21 protein-coding genes, 1 tRNA gene and 1 riboswitch are annotated in these 17,349 nt (G+C 36.8%); of the genes, 14 read left to right on the forward strand and 8 right to left on the reverse strand.

What is annotated here, in order from left to right:
* Window positions 1-101 precede the first annotated feature (101 nt).
* The 3 genes from C5L21_RS00905 to C5L21_RS00915 all read left to right on the forward strand — a co-directional run bounded on the left by C5L21_RS00905 (window position 102) and on the right by C5L21_RS00915 (window position 1,695).
* Window positions 102-863 (forward strand): helix-turn-helix domain-containing protein, encoded by a 762-nt coding sequence (locus C5L21_RS00905; RefSeq protein WP_241652865.1) that lies wholly within the window; start codon window positions 102-104, stop codon window positions 861-863.
* A gap of 180 nt (window positions 864-1,043) precedes the next feature.
* Complete coding sequence (locus C5L21_RS00910; RefSeq protein ID WP_085699426.1) at window positions 1,044-1,496, forward strand: hypothetical protein; 453 nt, start codon at window positions 1,044-1,046, stop codon at window positions 1,494-1,496.
* Window positions 1,486-1,695 carry a helix-turn-helix transcriptional regulator gene (locus C5L21_RS00915; protein WP_004905080.1) on the forward strand — a complete coding sequence of 70 codons (210 nt, stop codon included), beginning with the start codon at window positions 1,486-1,488 and terminating at the stop codon, window positions 1,693-1,695. The genes C5L21_RS00910 and C5L21_RS00915 overlap by 11 nt, the downstream gene beginning before the upstream one ends.
* Window positions 1,696-1,784: 89 nt before the next feature.
* On the opposite strand, the gene C5L21_RS00920 is transcribed toward C5L21_RS00915, so the two are convergent.
* Window positions 1,785-2,168, reverse strand: a complete 384-nt coding sequence (locus tag C5L21_RS00920; protein WP_004905079.1) for a MerR family transcriptional regulator — start codon at window positions 2,166-2,168, stop codon at window positions 1,785-1,787.
* An 89-nt stretch (window positions 2,169-2,257) separates the two neighbouring features.
* Here C5L21_RS00920 and C5L21_RS00925 point away from each other — a divergent pair, with 89 nt between their 5' ends.
* On the forward strand, window positions 2,258-2,629 hold the full coding sequence (locus C5L21_RS00925) for a carboxymuconolactone decarboxylase family protein (RefSeq protein WP_004905078.1): 372 nt from the start codon (window positions 2,258-2,260) through the stop codon (window positions 2,627-2,629).
* Window positions 2,630-2,726: 97 nt separating this feature from the next.
* Here C5L21_RS00925 and C5L21_RS00930 read toward each other — a convergent pair whose 3' ends face one another.
* The 3 genes from C5L21_RS00930 to C5L21_RS00940 all read right to left on the reverse strand — a co-directional run bounded on the left by C5L21_RS00930 (window position 2,727) and on the right by C5L21_RS00940 (window position 3,858).
* Window positions 2,727-3,098: an SAP domain-containing protein gene (locus C5L21_RS00930; protein ID WP_004905077.1), complete on the reverse strand. Its 372-nt coding sequence runs from the start codon at window positions 3,096-3,098 to the stop codon at window positions 2,727-2,729.
* Window positions 3,099-3,164: 66 nt separating this feature from the next.
* Window positions 3,165-3,641, reverse strand: coding sequence for a DUF2178 domain-containing protein (locus tag C5L21_RS00935; RefSeq protein WP_085699424.1), 477 nt, complete (start codon window positions 3,639-3,641; stop codon window positions 3,165-3,167).
* 16 nt (window positions 3,642-3,657) lie between these two features.
* Entirely contained in the window at window positions 3,658-3,858 is a 201-nt protein-coding gene (locus C5L21_RS00940; RefSeq protein ID WP_085699422.1) for a helix-turn-helix transcriptional regulator, read from the reverse strand.
* A gap of 175 nt (window positions 3,859-4,033) precedes the next feature.
* On the opposite strand from C5L21_RS00940, the gene C5L21_RS00945 reads away from it, so the two are divergent.
* From C5L21_RS00945 to C5L21_RS00975, 7 genes are all read left to right on the forward strand, one after another.
* Entirely contained in the window at window positions 4,034-4,690 is a 657-nt protein-coding gene (locus C5L21_RS00945) for a histidine phosphatase family protein (protein WP_085699420.1), read from the forward strand.
* Window positions 4,691-4,709: 19 nt separating this feature from the next.
* On the forward strand, window positions 4,710-6,536 hold the full coding sequence (gene recQ, locus C5L21_RS00950) for a DNA helicase RecQ (RefSeq protein WP_085699418.1): 1,827 nt from the start codon (window positions 4,710-4,712) through the stop codon (window positions 6,534-6,536).
* A 53-nt stretch (window positions 6,537-6,589) separates the two neighbouring features.
* Window positions 6,590-6,677 (forward strand) — tRNA-Ser (locus C5L21_RS00955).
* A gap of 196 nt (window positions 6,678-6,873) precedes the next feature.
* Window positions 6,874-8,733, forward strand: coding sequence for a hypothetical protein (locus tag C5L21_RS00960; RefSeq protein WP_085699417.1), 1,860 nt, complete (start codon window positions 6,874-6,876; stop codon window positions 8,731-8,733).
* A gap of 16 nt (window positions 8,734-8,749) precedes the next feature.
* Entirely contained in the window at window positions 8,750-9,298 is a 549-nt protein-coding gene (locus tag C5L21_RS00965; protein WP_004902429.1) for a hypothetical protein, read from the forward strand.
* Between the two features lie 20 nt (window positions 9,299-9,318).
* Complete coding sequence (locus C5L21_RS00970; RefSeq protein ID WP_004902432.1) at window positions 9,319-9,963, forward strand: hypothetical protein; 645 nt, start codon at window positions 9,319-9,321, stop codon at window positions 9,961-9,963.
* A gap of 854 nt (window positions 9,964-10,817) precedes the next feature.
* On the forward strand, window positions 10,818-11,150 hold the full coding sequence (locus tag C5L21_RS00975; protein WP_004902438.1) for a DsrE family protein: 333 nt from the start codon (window positions 10,818-10,820) through the stop codon (window positions 11,148-11,150).
* A gap of 102 nt (window positions 11,151-11,252) precedes the next feature.
* On the opposite strand, the gene C5L21_RS00980 is transcribed toward C5L21_RS00975, so the two are convergent.
* Complete coding sequence (locus C5L21_RS00980) at window positions 11,253-12,422, reverse strand: MFS transporter (protein WP_085699415.1); 1,170 nt, start codon at window positions 12,420-12,422, stop codon at window positions 11,253-11,255.
* Window positions 12,423-12,490: 68 nt separating this feature from the next.
* A complete protein-coding gene (locus tag C5L21_RS00985) occupies window positions 12,491-13,231 on the reverse strand; it encodes an NUDIX hydrolase (protein WP_085699413.1) in 741 nt (246 codons plus the stop codon).
* Window positions 13,232-13,390: 159 nt separating this feature from the next.
* A riboswitch (THF riboswitch) is annotated at window positions 13,391-13,497 on the forward strand.
* Between the two features lie 40 nt (window positions 13,498-13,537).
* On the opposite strand from C5L21_RS00985, the gene C5L21_RS00990 reads away from it, so the two are divergent.
* A complete protein-coding gene (locus C5L21_RS00990; RefSeq protein WP_085699411.1) occupies window positions 13,538-14,116 on the forward strand; it encodes a folate family ECF transporter S component in 579 nt (192 codons plus the stop codon).
* A 92-nt stretch (window positions 14,117-14,208) separates the two neighbouring features.
* Window positions 14,209-14,700 carry a DUF805 domain-containing protein gene (locus C5L21_RS00995; protein WP_004906214.1) on the forward strand — a complete coding sequence of 164 codons (492 nt, stop codon included), beginning with the start codon at window positions 14,209-14,211 and terminating at the stop codon, window positions 14,698-14,700.
* Between the two features lie 32 nt (window positions 14,701-14,732).
* Here the strand turns inward: C5L21_RS00995 and C5L21_RS01000 are convergent, their stop codons facing one another.
* Window positions 14,733-15,413 (reverse strand): DUF6198 family protein, encoded by a 681-nt coding sequence (locus C5L21_RS01000; RefSeq protein WP_004902448.1) that lies wholly within the window; start codon window positions 15,411-15,413, stop codon window positions 14,733-14,735.
* A 147-nt stretch (window positions 15,414-15,560) separates the two neighbouring features.
* On the opposite strand from C5L21_RS01000, the gene C5L21_RS01005 reads away from it, so the two are divergent.
* Window positions 15,561-16,331 (forward strand): (S)-acetoin forming diacetyl reductase, encoded by a 771-nt coding sequence (locus C5L21_RS01005; RefSeq protein WP_004902450.1) that lies wholly within the window; start codon window positions 15,561-15,563, stop codon window positions 16,329-16,331.
* Window positions 16,332-16,398: 67 nt separating this feature from the next.
* Here C5L21_RS01005 and C5L21_RS01010 read toward each other — a convergent pair whose 3' ends face one another.
* Entirely contained in the window at window positions 16,399-17,340 is a 942-nt protein-coding gene (locus C5L21_RS01010; RefSeq protein WP_004899675.1) for a sugar-binding transcriptional regulator, read from the reverse strand.
* Window positions 17,341-17,349: the final 9 nt, after the last annotated feature.

The raw sequence follows: 17,349 nt of genomic DNA on the forward strand, positions 1-17,349 counted from the left end.
GAATTTGTTAGTGATACGAATCGTATCGTTGAAATAGCAGGCATGATACGATTTGTAGCTACAAAAAACAAAATATATCTGCATAATAAATAGTCAAGGAGGTGCCCAAATTGACAATTAATAATAGAATTAAAGAGCAACGATTGAAAAAAGGATGGACACAAGAATTTTTGGCGAACGCTTTGAATGTCTCGCGTTCGACAGTATCGAGCTGGGAAGTTGGACGCAACTATCCAGATTTGGAAACAATTGTATTAATTAGTGATTTATTTGGCGTATCTCTTGATATTTTATTAAGAGGAGATGTTGATATGATTAAATCAACAAGTAGAAAAACGAGGCATTTTAAAATCTATAAAGTAGTTGCTTTGTTATTAGGTTTCTTGATTGTGGCATATATTGGGTATAACTGGAAATTGCAACACGATGAAAATAATTATCGAGACAATTTATCTTTTTATGGCTGGACTGTTAACAATAAAGTTCAAGGTGATGGTAATGGTTTTGAATTAAAGCAAGGACGTATGCATTTTTTTACACATGTCATGCCTACTGGTGTGATTGGCATACCTTTGTCTGAACAAAAAAGAACGATTATTGTCAGACAAAATAATTTGGTTGTGCAGGTGATGGCTAAACAAAAATATGAAATCATTTTGTCAACGTCTAATGATGAAAGTGTACCCGTGACAGGAAGTATTGCTGTCGACAATCATGTTAATTTACATGAAGATAAACGTATGTCGGCAACAAAAATAATTAAAATTAAAAGTTACTTAGCAAAGTATCAATCAGAATATCAAGATATGATTAATCAAGGTCATAAAAGGAGCTTACAATTGGCTTCGGGAAAGACGAGATAAGCGCTAAAGTCTAAAAAGGTATTGTTTCTGAAAAGAGGCAATACCTTTTTAGACTGAGAACAATTCTGATACTATATCAAGAGTCTAGCATATTTGTCATTCACTAATGACAAATATACTAGACTTTTAGTCATATATAAGTTATGATTTTATCATATTAATAAGAGGGGACGTTTAATAATGAACTATAGTAAAACTGATCGCTGGGGCAGGGATGAGCTTCAGGTTCTAAAAACGGGTTACATTGATACAAGAGGTTTGTACATTGCCATGGGGAGTGTAGTTATTTTAGCAGTGGTATCGTTGTTAGATATGCAGTGGGCTACGACTGATGCACAAATGGTATTTATTTTTTATATTTTGCTCATTCATCAAGCCGTTGAGCAAAATTTACAGTTAACAGATACCTATTTTTTGAAATTAAAACGTGAGACGCAAGTTGCTTTGGCTATGTTTACTGAGATTATTGGCCTTGGCCTGGTGTTTTTGTTTCTTACCAGTGGGTACACTGTTAAACAACAATTAGCCTTTAACGATATGTTGTTGTTGATGAACGCTGTATTTTTAGTGATTTACGGTGTGATTATTGGGTTTGTCATTTATAGAGAAGCGAAATTCGGTGATGACAAATAATAAGAATTTAAAATTAAAGGCAGCCAGAACGCTTGCGGGGATGACACAAAATGATCTTGCTCAATCTGTGAATGTATCTCGTCAAACAATCGTTGCAGTTGAATCAGGGAATTATAATCCGAGTATCAATCTCTGCGTTGATATTTGTAAAGTATTGGGATGCACTTTGGACGAATTATTTTGGCAAACAGACATGTAGTTAATATTTTGTGGTAAATAAAGCATATAAGATGAAATACAAGGTCTTGTATGTTTTTTCTAATTCTAATGATACTATTGGTAAGATTATTACTTATCAGTGGTATTTTCTTGTGCTAATAATGATTGATAGTAACTTTTCTTACTAGATAAAAAATCAATATGTTGTTGTATTTTAGCTTTTTCCGAACGTAGTAATTGCTCTTGTTGCCTGAGAAGACTAATTCTGGCAGCAATTGTACTGTTTCCTTGCTTTCGTAATTGTGCATATGTAATGATTTTTGAGAGTGGCATACCAGTTGCTTTTGCACGCTTGATGAAAGTCAGCCACCGTATGTCTTGATCAGTAAATATACGGTAATTCGCTTCATTGCGAACAGGGTGTATTAGACCTATACTTTCATAGTAACGTAGTGTGGGCGCTGATAGTCGTGTCAATGTTGCGATTTCCGAAATACTGTATGTCTTTACCATGATACTGCCGCCTTTAAAAATATGATTTGCTATAAAGTTTACTTGATAGTTTATAGTCAAGCTTATCATATATAAAAGGAGATAGTATTTTGAATAAATACGAAAATGGTTTAAAAATTAGAGAAGCAGTTATTGGTAAAGAGGCAAGTCGAATGGTTTCTGATAGTTTGTCTGAAATTGCACCATTATTAGATAAAAAAACCTTATTAGTCTTTGATGAAGCAGTTGCGCGGGGCATATTGGATATGAAGCAAAGAGAAATGATTACAATTACCACTTTGTTAACACAAGGGGATACAGTGAGTCAGCTTCGAATTCATATTCAGGCGGCTTTAAATGTCGGTATGACACGAGATGAAATTGTTGAAACAATGATACACTGTTTATCGTATGTTGGGTTTCCAAAGGTGCTTAATGCGATAGCTATTGCTAAAGAAATATTTAATCAGTATGGTGATTAGACATTGTGGGGTGTTGTTAACATGCTGCCACTTTTAACTTATTGGTATATTGTGCTGATACACGACTAGCACAGAAATCTCTAACAAAATTATGCCATTAATAGGTGGGTTCTTCATGTGTTGTCTCGGCACGTCGCTTGATAATCGCCATTTCTTTCTTGAGGGAAAAGTGTGCCACACCAAAGTAATTGGCAAAAAATTCGCGTGCTTCATTGTTAAACTTAAAACCAGAGCCAACAATTTTGGTTTTAAGTGATAACTGTCCTGTCGCTAATTTTTTGTGAGGTGGTCTTTTGCGAGTAGATTTAATGTGAGTGATTGGTTCACCAGATAGATATAAACGGATATATTGATTGAGTTCAGCCTTGGTGCCGTATGCAGGTAAACCATACTGTTTGCACAGCGATACTAATTCTGTTTTATAGAAGTAATGCGCATTAAATTGCGCTAAAGTAAGTTGTTGATGCATTTCAAACCGCCAATCGATGTTAAAAATAACGCGCTAACGCTGTTTTATTATCAGTAATTATTGTGGTTAAATATTATGGTCGTAAAAGATCCAAGCGATTAGATAAATAAGTAACATCAGATTAAAGCATACCGCAATTAAAATAATTGGGATTAAGCGTAACATCATAATAGAATTAGTAAGTAAATTGGAGAATAATAAAATGGCCAAAGATGCAGCCAAGATATTCGTCATAAAGCGGTAAGTAATTTTAGTAGCATGTTGTGAAATGAGTTGTTCACGTTCATCTTGGCAACTGAATTCTGCTGCTTTAGTATCATAACCATCATGTTGACCAAAAACTTTGCCGTAAACGTAGCGGAGAATAGAAAAAATAATAGACATCAATATGAACAATAACCATAATCTGTTGAATTTGATCTCGACAAAATAGTTAGTGTTGGATGTATCAATTGTAGAATGTAATACTGTGGTTGCAGTGGCACAAGCTAATAGTGTTGCGAGAATCATATTAACAACTTGCTCAAAAATAATTTTTGTCATGACGAATAGCACCTTTTTATTCCTTTATACTGAAGATAACATTGATATCTAAGTTAAGTATTTTTGATATCTGCAAAGCCAATAACAACGATGGCGTGTAATGCCCACGTTCTAAAGAGTTAATCGTTTTTCGAGAAACATGGGCTAATTGCGCTAATTTTTCTTGTGTTAGGTTAGCTTGCTTACGATAATGCTGAACATGATTAACTATTTCCAAAACAATGACCTCTAAATGTGTAATTAACTTCTCTTTTATACTATCATAAATGAGAAGTCAACAATACGTTTATAACGATTATAGTCATGAGTAGTATTATTTAAGCGCACAATAATAAAAAAACGCGTAGAATTAAAGAATAAATCATAATCGTCATTTAACAGGAGGTGTCATAATGAAACTATATACGGTGCGACATGGGCAGACAATTTTTAATCAATTAGACAAGGTTCAAGGATGGGCTGACACACCCTTGACGGCACAAGGCGAGCATGATGGTAAGGCTGCAGGAGAACGTTTACAAAACGTGCGTTTTGATGCGGCATTGTCGTCAGATACTTCTCGAGCTATGCATACGGCGGAATTTATTTTAGCTGAAAATCAATTCGATACGCCTGAATTAAAGGTTACAGCAGATTGGCGTGAATATTTCTTTGGTAGCTTTGAAGGCGGCGGCAATCATGAGATGTGGGGTGCGGTTGGTGACGCGTTAGGCTTACCAACTGACAATCCAAGCGAAATTGGTCAACATGTCGATATGACAACTATCATGGATACAATCTATCAGTTGGACCCACAACATTTAGGTGAAAATGCCGCAGCTTTTTGGCGGCGCATCGATCAATCACTAGCTACGCTGCAGCAACATTATCCTGCCAATGCTAATCTGTTGTTGGTCACACATGGTCAATTAATTGGCAATCTTGCGCAACATTACGGCAAACTACAGACGGCCGCACGTCCTAAAAATGGTGCAGTAGCTGTGTTTGATTTAGATGAACATGGTCAATTACATGTCGCTAATTTTAATGATGTCACGACAGTGTTTTAAGTACGCATGAGATAAGCCAATGGCTTATAATGGAATTATGCAAAAACCGCGTGAAATTTTAAAAGAAGTATTTGGGTACGATGATTTTCGTACAGGACAATTAGATATTATAGAAAAAGTGCTGGCACACAAGCATGCATTAGCAATTATGCCAACGGGTGGGGGAAAATCAATTACCTACCAATTACCAGCGTTGATGTTTGAAGGTATTACTTTAGTAATTTCTCCGTTGATTTCATTAATGAAAGATCAAGTTGACGGTTTGAATGCGATGGGAATAGACGCAACATTTTTAAATTCCACGTTACCTGGTTCAGAGCAAGCGCAGCGTATGTCAGATATTCGTGCTGGTCTTTATAAAATGTTGTATGTGTCACCAGAACGCTTGGAAATCCCGAGCTTTTTTGGGTTTATCCAGCAATTACCCATTGAATTGATAGCCATTGATGAAGCCCATGTTATGTCACAGTGGGGACATGATTTTCGGCCGAGCTATTTGAACATACTGCCATTACTGTCACAAATTTCAGGGCAACCAGCAGTTCTTGGTTTAACAGCAACAGCCACGGAGCGTGTACGTCAGAATTTGCAGCAATTACTGGGCGTAGCGGATGAGGATACTGTACTGACAGGGTTCGCTCGCGACAATTTAGCACTTAAGATTGCGCACCAAGTGGATAAGCGACAGTATGTACAAGACTATTTAAGAGCAAATCAGGGTAAAAGTGGTATTATTTATGCTGCTACGCGTAAGCAAGTGGATGAGTTATATACGTCTCTGAATAAACAGGGAATGAAAGTTGGGCGTTATCATGCGGGTTTGCCTGAAAAAGAAAGGCAAGCCATGCAAGAAGCCTTTTTATATGATGAAGTAGAAGTTATGATTGCAACAAATGCCTTTGGCATGGGCATTAATAAACCAGATGTTCGGTTTGTGATTCACTATGCTGTGCCTGGTAATATTGAAGCCTATTATCAGGAAATAGGACGTGCTGGGCGCGATGGTTTACCGTCGGAAGCCTTACTGCTATATGCGCCACAAGACATACATTTGCAAGAGTTCTTCGTCCAAAAATCTGAAGGGACTGAGGCGTATAAACAAAACGAATATAACAAAATTCGTGAAATGAATGCTTTTGCTAATACCGGAACATGTTTACCGCGTTATCTATTAGCATATTTTGGTGAAGTAGTTGCCAAAGATTGTGGGCAATGCTCTAATTGTTTAGATTCTCGTGACATCGTTGATGTAACGACTGATTCACAGCGTGTTTTGGCCAATGTTGTGCGAATGAATCAAAGTTTTGGTAAAACGATGGTTGCCAAGGTGCTAAAGGGATCCCATGATGCAGCTGTGAAAAAGTATGATTATTTAACCGCCTTACCGACATATGGGCTCATGAAAGAACGAACAATTAAAGATATCAGTCGGTTTATCGACTATTTAACCGCTGATGGCTACCTGAAAATTGAAGGTGGTGAGTATCCAGTTCTGAAATTAACGGCTATGGGTGTTCGTGTGCTTAAAGGTGAACTTGTGGTCGAAAAACGTGTCAATCGCCAAGTTATTGCACAACGACAAGCGACATCAGCAGCTACCGGTTTGAAAATGTCAGATGCTGATAATCAATTGTTCGCTAAGCTAAAGGCCAAGCGCTTAGAGTTAGCACGAGCAGCAGGCTTACCGCCTTTTTTGATATTCTCGGATAAAACATTGATGAATATGGCCATTTTAAGGCCAAAAACAGATGAAGAATTTTTGTCTATTTCTGGTGTTGGTGAAAAAAAGTATGCTATTTACCATGAGGATTTTGCTGGCGTACTAGCGAGTGATGGAAATGTTTGATTATGAAAACACTTGCTACTAATGATTTTATCTGGTATAGTAGTATCTGTTATGGAGAAGTACTCAAGCGGCTGAAGAGGCGCCCTTGCTAAGGGTGTAGACGTGTTAAAGCGTGCGAGGGTTCGAATCCCTTCTTCTCCAGTAATATTTAAGCGTAGTATCAGATTTTTAAAATCTGATACTGCGTTTTTTTGTGGAATAAAATGTCAGTAGATATCAAACGATCGTTAGGCTAATAAAAATAGCATTTTAATAACAAGTTTGTTATAATCAGCATTAAAGAGAATTATTGTATCAATAAATTTTAAAATTTATATACAAGAAAGAAGGGGGAGATTTGATAAAAAAAATACTTTTATTTATTTGGCTTTGTTTATTTTCGTGTTTTATACAATATTCTGTGAGTGCTAATGGAACTGGAACTGCTGCTAACCCTTATACAGTAGGTACTTCATCGGAATTAACCTCGGCTCTCAATAATGGCGCGACCTTGTCTTCTTCTGAGACACTACATATAAAGTTAACAGACAATATATCATATACAGCAAATGATTCCTTCAAAATTCAATCCAATGTTGTCGTTGATGGTAATGGCTATTCTATGCACTATACTGGTACAAACTATACAACTGGAACTGCTGGCTATCTGCTGACTAAGAATGGGTATAATGTAACCTATAGTAATTTAATTTTTGGTAGTAGTGACTATTCATTTGGACAAACGTATTATGGCATATTACTGGGCACATCTTACCAAGCTAACTTGACGATTCATGATGTAACTTACTATGGAAAGAATGGTGCTCAACCGATATGCAATTATAATGCAGGAACCATAGTTACAATGACAGGGACAAATAACTTCTCAGCTATACCTGGCAGTTATGGGCAAGAATTTATGGAAGGCGCAAATTTAGTATTTGGCAGTGACAGTATAACTAATATAATCCATAATACTAATGATGCTACTGCATTACTATGGAACTCCGCAAGTGGAAATGATTTTAATATGACTTTACAGAAAAATGCTAAAGTTAATATTCAAACAAGTAAACCTTTGTTTTCATATGGTAAGAGATTGAGCATTGATATGGCAGATTCATCACAGTTAAACATTACAAACACTGCCTATGACATTACAATGACAAACAGTGTTGGCTCAAATATAAACATGGCAAAAAATTCTTCATTCAATGCTACTGGGAACGGGAAATTTGGCAATCAAGCGAGCGGATTATATACAAACTTTACTACATCAGACCCATCTAAAATTAGTTTTGAAAATACATCTTCCACAAATGGTATTTTTACTTCCTCGCCAAAGATTACACCAACAACACAGACCGCATACTCTCTCGATTCGTACGTTAATTCGAATAAAACAACACGGGATGCTTCTGCGAATGCTTTTAACCTAACAGATTCTTTATTTCCATCTAATACTAAAAGAGTAATTTATTATCCTAAAATTATTCCAACAGCCGTGATTAGTAGCCATGTTAATAATAATCCACTAGTTAGTGAAATTTTATTTAATAGTCTTGGTGTCAATGTTCCTTATACTTATGTGAGTACACAATACAAAATTTACAAGAACTCACAAATAGATGGAGATATTACAAGTTCAGACAATCAATCTATTATAGAAAATTCACAATCAGCTCTATATAAGGGTATATTTGAAAATGATACAGGTCAAGTTTCACAGATAAATGCTGGAAACTATGTTGTTTATTTAAAAATAAATGTTACATCAGCTACTGGTAGTTCTTCATCTCAATGGATATCCAAGTCTATTGAGGTGCCTAAATCACTACTGAATATTACGGTTCCCACAAATATGGCATTTTTGGCATTAAATAACGATATGTTTACATCTAACAGTAGTTATGAAGTGGTGAACCATTCAAATTTTGATACAGACTTTGGAATTTCAGCTATATCAGGTGGCGATAGCAATATTAATTTAGTAGAAAACTTAGCAACAACGACAGAACCAAATCCTTTGTACTTAGCGTTGAAAAATACCGACGGTATTGAAATGCCTTTTGTCCAATCTGGCAAAAAAACAAGATTTAACGTTTCGCCCTTTGAGGGAAGCAGTAAGTTTAATTTAATTGGTCAATATGGGGGAGCAATTAGTAGCAAAAACAAGGCAGTAATTAATTATATAATGAGACTAAACTTTACACAATAAAGGAGTAAAAAACGTTTTGGAAAACAATAAAGAGCCTCAAGATAAGCAGAAAAAGCGTAGATTAATTTGGCTTTTACTATTATTATTAATGGCTTTTATGATTGCTGGTGGACTAACATTGGTTTATTTAAACAGTCAAGAAAGAATAACGAAGAAAACAAAAATTATAGCTGGTGATTTTTTGCCTTCTGAAAAAGATGCATCAAAGATGAATGAGAGTCAGTTAGCGCGTTCTGCTCAATCAGCGGTTAATAAGAGTAAATTTCAAATGATTATTAACCCTGAGATCAATGCCAATCAGAAAACAGCGTACAGCGATATGTACATTGAGAATCCAGCAAATAATGCTTATCCCATTGCCGTCACAATTAACTTAGATAGTGGCATGACTATTTATTCGTCGGGAGCTATAAAACCAGGTTATGAAGTCAAAAATGCCAAGTTAGATAAAGTTTTGAAAGTTGGTCATTACACTGGGAAAGCTAATTTCAAACTTTATAATGCTAAAACTTCAAAAGCCCAAGGTCAGGTATCAACAGCTGTAAAAATTGTTGTGCAGGACTAAGAATATAGAAGGAGAATGAGATGAATAAAATATTACGAAATACTATTGTAAGTGGTGTTGTTGCAATACTAGGCGTAAGTACTGTAGGGACAACAGTTGTAAATGCCACTACAATATCAGATGGCACTAATAATGCGGATGTTACTGTAAACGGCACTTTGGGTGCAGATAACACAGACCCAGTAGCACCAATTCCAGAAGGTTCAGATAAGTGGATTAACGTAACGTTAGATACTGCAACAATTTTTTATAACACTCAAACAGACAAAAATATTGTATCACCCACATATAATATTACTAACAATTCTGGTCGTCCAGTAAGCTTTAAAGTTAATTCCTTCAAACAAAATGATTCTGTACCACTTTCATCAATTAGTTCATTGAATGCAAATTTCACAAGAAAAGTTACTGCCACTGATACATCAGGGTCGAATGTTTCAACCAATTTAATCACTGGTGGATCGATTAATAGTGATTTTTCAAGCGCAACATCAACACAGTTAGCCAACAAAAATGGAATGCTTAGTGCTAAGGACACAAGTGGCGCATATTCAAATAGTGCAACATTCAATTATAACGGAACTGTTACTGATAAATTAACAGCTACGATAAATCCTAAATTTACTATGAATTTGTTATTCACTCCATCAGATTGGACTAAATAATATTATTTTATAGGGCAAATACTAGCAAATTAGTATTTGCTTTTTATTTTATGTTACAGTCATCTCTTCTTTAATAAATAATGACCGTTTTGAAAATAAATTTAACAATAAATCAAATCATAATTAATAATGTAAAGTTTATTTTTTGGAAAATAGTTTCTTTAATATCCATAAAGTATTGGAAGAATGAGTCAAATATGATATAAGCAAATGTCACTTCTTTCTAATAGTCTTGGCTATAGTCAGCTGTTTGAATAGATTTTTTCATATTATGATTGAGCTGTTTGTGAAGTGAAATAGTCTTATGATAGCAAAGCAAGAGATTCGGCAACTTGATTTGATTCTAGACGAGCGATGGTTACTCTTAAGGATTTCATTTTATTCGCTAATTCTTGTTGGGTTAGTTTTTTGTTCACGTAATAGTTTGATGCGTTCAGCAGTCATAGACATCATATGTACCTTTTTAAAAATTCATTAAGAGAGTGTTGGAAAAAGGTCAGTTTAAGAAAGTATACACTATACTGTCACTTAAGGATTTAATCGTAAATACAACAGCCATTCGATAGTTGAGAGCACAGTATCTGAAAATGAAAACCACAAGACGTTATTAATGACACTAGTAGAAGTTGATTATATCAGTTCTTTGTTGGAAGGACCAATATTTATAATTAATAAGTCAAATAAAAACTTTCACCCAGTTGCTAAAAGCAGGCTAGAAAGTATTGTGTTGTGAGATTAGTACCTCTGAAAAGTCATTTCATATGACAGAACATCGACAACCAAAGCACATACTTGTATTAAACAATTTTCGTGGATAAGTGCTATACTGCTTTAAAAAGGCGTAGGAAAATAAAATGAACGTGATCGTGCATATCGATGAAACAAACAAGTGGCCAACCGTATTATCTAATCTGTCACACTTATATGAACATTGGCAGCAAAGTCATGATGACGGGATAATTGAATTGTTGGTTAATGGTGAGGCGGTTACGCAGGTACGCCAAGACGCCGACATCAATTTAACTGACTTATATCGACGAGGCATCGATGTTGCGGTTTGCAACAATTCATTACAGCAACGACAAATACTACCAAAACAAGTACAAGCCGAGAGTCGTATCGTACCATCTGGCGTTGTAGAGTTGGTGAACAAACAACATCAAGGCTTTGCCTACATTAAGCCATAGCACAGTCGCATGACATTAAAAAAAGATCATCAACTATTATGATGTTGACGATCTTTTTTAATTGCGACCTCTTTATTATGGGCATGAGTCTGCAAGTGGTTATCAGTTGTCGAAATTGTCGACTCTAGTTTTGATACCGAAAGCCATAATGATAATGGCAATTAACAATAAGCATACAAATAGACTAAAGACGCCACCAATACCTACTTTAATATCAAGTAACCAGCCGACTAAGAATGGGCCAATCACGGCACCCAAGCGGCCAACTGCTTGAGCTGAACCCATTGCAGTACCGCGAATAGCGTGTGGGAAGAGGCTAGGTGTTAAGGCGATAAGGATGCCCCAAGCACCTAAATCAAAGAATGATAATGCCGCGCCGGCAATTAAAATAATGGGAACATTATTGGCCAATCCAAATATCAGGCTAGCTAAAATTGTTCCCATAAGATAGCCGATGAGTAGTTTTTTAGGGTTCATTTTAGCCAGTAAATGCGCTGCTAAATAATAGCCGGGTAGCTGTGCGATACTCATAGCAAGTGTGTAGCCTAGCGAATGGACAATTGAAAAACCACGTAAAACAAGCACGCTAGGTAACCATAGGAAAATACCATAATAGGTCAACATCACAATGAACCAAACCAAACTTAGCATAATTAAAGGCCACTTGTGTTTTGGGGAGAAGAGTTGTCGGAAAGAAGCAGTATTTTGCTTGTGGATAATCGCATCATCGGGCAAATGTTTTCGTAAGACGAAAACGTACAACGCCAATACTACTGTAAGTAGTGCAGCAATTCGCCAACCAAAGTGTGGGATGACAAAGAAAGCAATTAGGGATGCTAAAATCCAGCCATAAGCCCAAAAACTATCACTCAGCACGAGCATTTGTGAACGTTTTGTGCCAGTATAGCGGTCGGCAATTAGTGCTGCAGCTACAGGCAATTCACCGCCGAGACCTATACCAGTAATAAAACGAATCGCCATGAACCAAGTGACATTTGGTGCAAAAACGAGCGCCAAATTACTAAGCGAAAACAAAATAAGTGTCCCCATTAGTATTTTCTTACGACCAAATCGATCAGACAGTTTACCGCAAAGTAATGCCCCAATCAACATGCCAAATGAAGTCATTGCACCGACTAAGCCGAGTTGCGTTTCATTTAATGTCCATTCTGTTTTGATGAGTGGCATCATAAATGACAGTATAGCGACGTCCAGAGCATCAATCATCCAAGCTGTGCCAACGATAAGTAGCAGACGTTTAGATTTGTCCATGACAAAATCTCTCCTTCCAATGCTAATAAAAGTTAATTTTACTTTTATTGATTAAGGAGAACTATACACTATAATAAATCAATAAGCAACTGATATTTTTTTGCTGGCCGACCAGGCTTATTTTGACTACTTGAACCTACCGGAATCAAAATATTTTGATGGTTTCTAAGAAAGTTTGAGTTATCAGGCTCTTTTTTGCCAAAAATTTCAAAGACTTGTCGGGCTTGTTTTAAAGTGAATGCGGGTCCAAGTATTAACAAGATGGTTGGCTGGTAATCCAGTTTGTTCACAATTCGTTGCGTAGCAACAGTGAGTATCCAGTTATGATCGAACGCGAGTCGGTGTTGCGGGTCGTTGTGTGTGATATAGTCATCAGCTAACAGCGTACGAAATAACAGCTCGCGATACTTAAACTGAAATAAACCAGATTTGTGTTTTTTTAATGTGAACCATTGGGCGTCTGTTGCTCCTGGGCCAGGTGTTAGCAGAGGCTCGACTGGTAGAAAAGTCATATAACTTAACGATAGCGCACGTTCACCAGGTGATCGGTCTGGCTCAGTGAATGTTGCGAGTTGCTCAGCGTGAATATTGGGTAAATCAAGCCCTAGCTTTTCTCTAACTAAGCGTAATGTGGCCTCATGAGCGCTCTCATCTACGCGCAGCCAGGTTTCTGGCAGAGCCCAAAAATTTTGGAACGGCGTATCTGCACGTTTGATGAGCAATAGCTTAATGGCTTGGTTGACAGCATCATAACACCAAATGACATTGGTAATTGTAATACGTGGTTTTTCTATAGCATTGTTTGTCATGGTTACCGCCTTTGATATGTAACTTTTGGTTGTGTAGCTTATCTCAATATTTTAACATTTTGTGTGTTGTAAATAGTTGGTTTGCGTGAAATGGGAATTAATTATTTCTATTGTTCGGATTAAAAAGTGCTACAATAAACGAGTCCAAGAGACAAATAAAACGGGGTAGATAGTTGTGCGTTAAGTGTGAAGGAAACGGAATGTGGGCCTTCAACGAAATGTTTTCGATATTGAAAACGTGCGATGCAACTGTCACATTCACCAAAATATATTTGCGGTGAACACTCCAATAGGAGGTTCAGAACAATGTTTGTTCAAAAAGTATCAGGGATTACCAATAAGTGGGCCCTGCCGAAGTTAGATAGTCGTCAACTAGTCGTTTTAGCATTACTGATGGGATTAGATTTAGTCTTGGGTAAGCTGACGATTGGTACGAATGTTATTAAAGTGGGCTTTGTGTTTATTGCCATATCCCTTATCGCCAAATGGTATGGGCCTTTGTGGACGATGTTGATTGCGTTGGTATTAGATGTCGTTAATATTACAATTGTTAACCCCACGAGTGTCTTTTTTATCGGATTTACGGTATCAGCCGTCTTTAGTGCGTTAGTTTATGCATTAGGTTATTATCAACAAGATTATGTTGGTTGGCTGCGTATTATCCTAGTTGTCGGGGTAATAACCCTTGTTGTTAACATCTTTTTAAATACAGTGTGGCTGTTTATCATGTATTCCCATGTGCATAATATGACTACTTTTATGACTCTGTTAGGGCCAAGGTTTGTCAAATCCGTCATTGTTTTCCCAATTCAGGTTTTGATTACTTACGCTGTTCTTAATAATGGGGCTGTAAAACAAGCAACAAAAAAGATATTTATGTCATAATATTGGAAACGGCTGTCGCCGTTTTTTTATTGTTATCAAAATAAACCAATGGTAGAATGGACAAAACGAATTGAGTTTTATGGGGGATTAATATGACAGCTTGGGCAGCATTAGTCGATTTTTTTAAAAGATACGCCACATTTCGGGGGACCAGTTCACAGCGTGCTTTTAATTGGGTGACATGGTTTTGGGGTGTAATCTATTTATGCTTAATGTGTGTTGTTGTTATGGTTGCAGGATTAGGAACTTTCTTTGGCAAGCGGGGTAATGTGGCAACCGAGAGCTCACCGTTAATGGGTACGGTGTCATTTTTAATTGTTGTCTCCGCAATCATTGCAGTGATTGTCTTCATACCCAATATAGCGTTATACACACGTCGTCTGCATGATGCTGGGTTTTCTGGTTGGTGGCAGCTGATACCAATGGGATGTTATGTTGCTTTCGCTGCCTTAGTTATTATCTTTCATATTGATAAGGCGAGTTCGAGTTATAATTTAATCAGGTGGATTCCTGTAAGTGTCAGTATTATTTTTTCGTTATGGCTCACCTTTGCTAAAACAAAATTTAATAGCCCATATATTTAAAAAAGTGCTTGGTTTTATACCCAAGCACTTTTTTAATTGCCTCGAACATCGCCATGAACCAGGTGTTTAAAAATATATTTATCAGCCCAGGCAATATTACGACCTTGGAAAAGAAACGAGACAATTGTACCAATACCAAGGGCAACAAACTGGTGTGTAAATAAAAATGTGATTAAGGAAATAGCAATAGCTACTATGAAATTGCTCATCTGTGCTTTTGAAGCATTGCCGTGAAAGTAATCAAAACGTAGAATGTTTGTCAAATCGTCAAGGGGATGCAAAACCCAGTTCACACGTTGATAAATTGAGATGGCAACACCTATATTCCAAATAGCAAAGAAATCAATCGGCAAACGTAACCACCATGGCAAGGTATGTATCCCTAAATTAATAAATAGTGAAGAAAACAAGCCAACCAAAAAACTAAATGATAGGCCAAAAGCCACATTTCCCAGTAGTCTAGGCCAATTGAAATTCATGGCTAGAAACATATTGAGAAAAGCAACTGCTATGGCAAAAAGAGCTAGAAAAATTCCGATTTGCCAGCCAGTTAGATTTGCTAAGTTAGCAGCACCAGCAGTCCAAGGGGCAGATCCCATATCGGATGCAACACTTAAACCATTACCGAAGGAATTAATGACGAGGGAAACAATAAAAAAACTTATTTTTTGTTTTAATCCCAGTTGATAAAATTGACCATCAATGTAATACATATATGTCTCCCGTAAATACTAATAGTTTTATTTTATACCAATGGCAGTTAGCAAGGGTAAAATTGTTTAACGATTTATGTTTACTTTTTCACAAAACGGCGTATATTGTTAAGTGTAGATATAAAAAAATAAGGAAGATATGTGATTATGACAAAAGTAGCATTAGTAACAGGCGCTGGACAAGGCATAGGACAAGCGATTGCAGAACGATTGGCAAAGGATGGTTTTAAGTTGGCACTTGTTGGTCGTCATTTAGATAAAGTGCAAAAGGTAGCAAGCGAGATTAATCAACAAGGTGGCGAAGCTATCGCGATTAAAGCTGATGTCGCAAAGCGTGATGAGGTTTTTGCAGCTGTTAAGGCAACAAAAGCAAAGTTTGGTGATTTCTCCGTTATCATCAACAATGCTGGTGTAGCACCAACAACCCCTATCATGGCGGTTACGGAGGACGATATGAACTGGACATGGGGAATTAACGTCAACGGTGTCGTTTGGGGCACACAAGCTGCTACCGAGGCCTTTAAAGCATTAGGACATGGCGGTAAAATTATTAATGCCACATCACAAGCAGGTGTTGAAGGCAATCCTAATCTAACGGTTTATGGTTCAACTAAATTTGCTATTCGTGGCATTACGCAAACAACAGCTAAAGAACTAGCAGAGTTTGGTATTACCGTTAATGCTTTTGCACCGGGTATTGTCAAGACGCCTATGATGTGGGATATTGCTCATGAAGTTGGACAAAATGCGGGTAAGGATGATGAATGGGGCATGGCGCAATTCTCTAATGGTATCGCATTGGGCCGTCTGAGTGAAGCCAAAGATGTGGCTAATGTTGTTAGTTTCCTAGCAGGGGATGATTCAAACTATATCACTGGTCAAACGATTATCGTTGATGGTGGTATGGTATTTCATTAATAATTAAATAACTTGAATAAAAAAGCAGTTAAATGACATTGATCATTTAACTGCTTTTTTATTGTCATTACAAATTTTCTTCGTTGAGAATGCGATAAGCCATAGCTTCAGTGAGAATCATATCTGTTATAAGTTTGCCGCGAAGTGCTCCGACAACGGGTCGAGATTTTGATTTACCACGCACCAAACAGATACGTCTTGGCACTTTCATAATTTGATTAACGGGTAGGCCAACAATTTTATCATCATCTTGATTCAAAAAATGGCCATGAATATCGTATGGGCGACCGTAAATCATCCCAGCAATATCACGGAAATTGATAGTTGGGAAAATGCCATTTAGATTGTTGCACCAAATTGGAATAGATTCCAGTGAGCGCAACGTACCCAAGCCGGTAATTAACGCATCCATATTATTTGCTACAGCCAGTGTATTTTGCAGGGAAGGTTCAGAATATAGTCCCTGTCTAACGATGTCATTCAAAATATATAGTGGTGCTGGTAAAGTCAAAAATTCACCCGAAACTTTTTTAGCCGCACGTTCAACCATACGTATTGAGCCTGCAGTTGAGTTATATTTCATATTTTCACCTAAAAATTGTGTGAATTTAACCCGTTCTAAAGGCGTACTTTTGAGGCTATCAATCATACTATATATCGTTTCACCCCAAGTTAGGCCAATCACTTTATTATTATCGTTGAGTAATTTGTCAACTAAGTTCGCCGCATAATTTGATAAATGTTCTGACGTCGTAATGTTATTGATATCGTCTTGCACAACATAGAAGCTAATATCAGCATACTTGTCTTGTAAAATGTGCTCAAGTTGTGCATTGCGATGAGAATTAGCGGTTATTTCAATTTTTACAATGCCTTCTTTTACAGCTTCGTTAAGATATTTATTCACTAAGTAACGACTAATATGATATTTTTTTGAGATGTCGCCAAAGGGTCGTTTGTTCAAATAATAGTCTTCAGCAATTTGAGATAGTAATTCATGTGAACTCATATTTTGGTC

It is taken from the genome of Leuconostoc citreum (assembly GCF_004354555.1).
Classification (GTDB): Bacteria; Bacillota; Bacilli; order Lactobacillales; family Lactobacillaceae; genus Leuconostoc; species Leuconostoc citreum.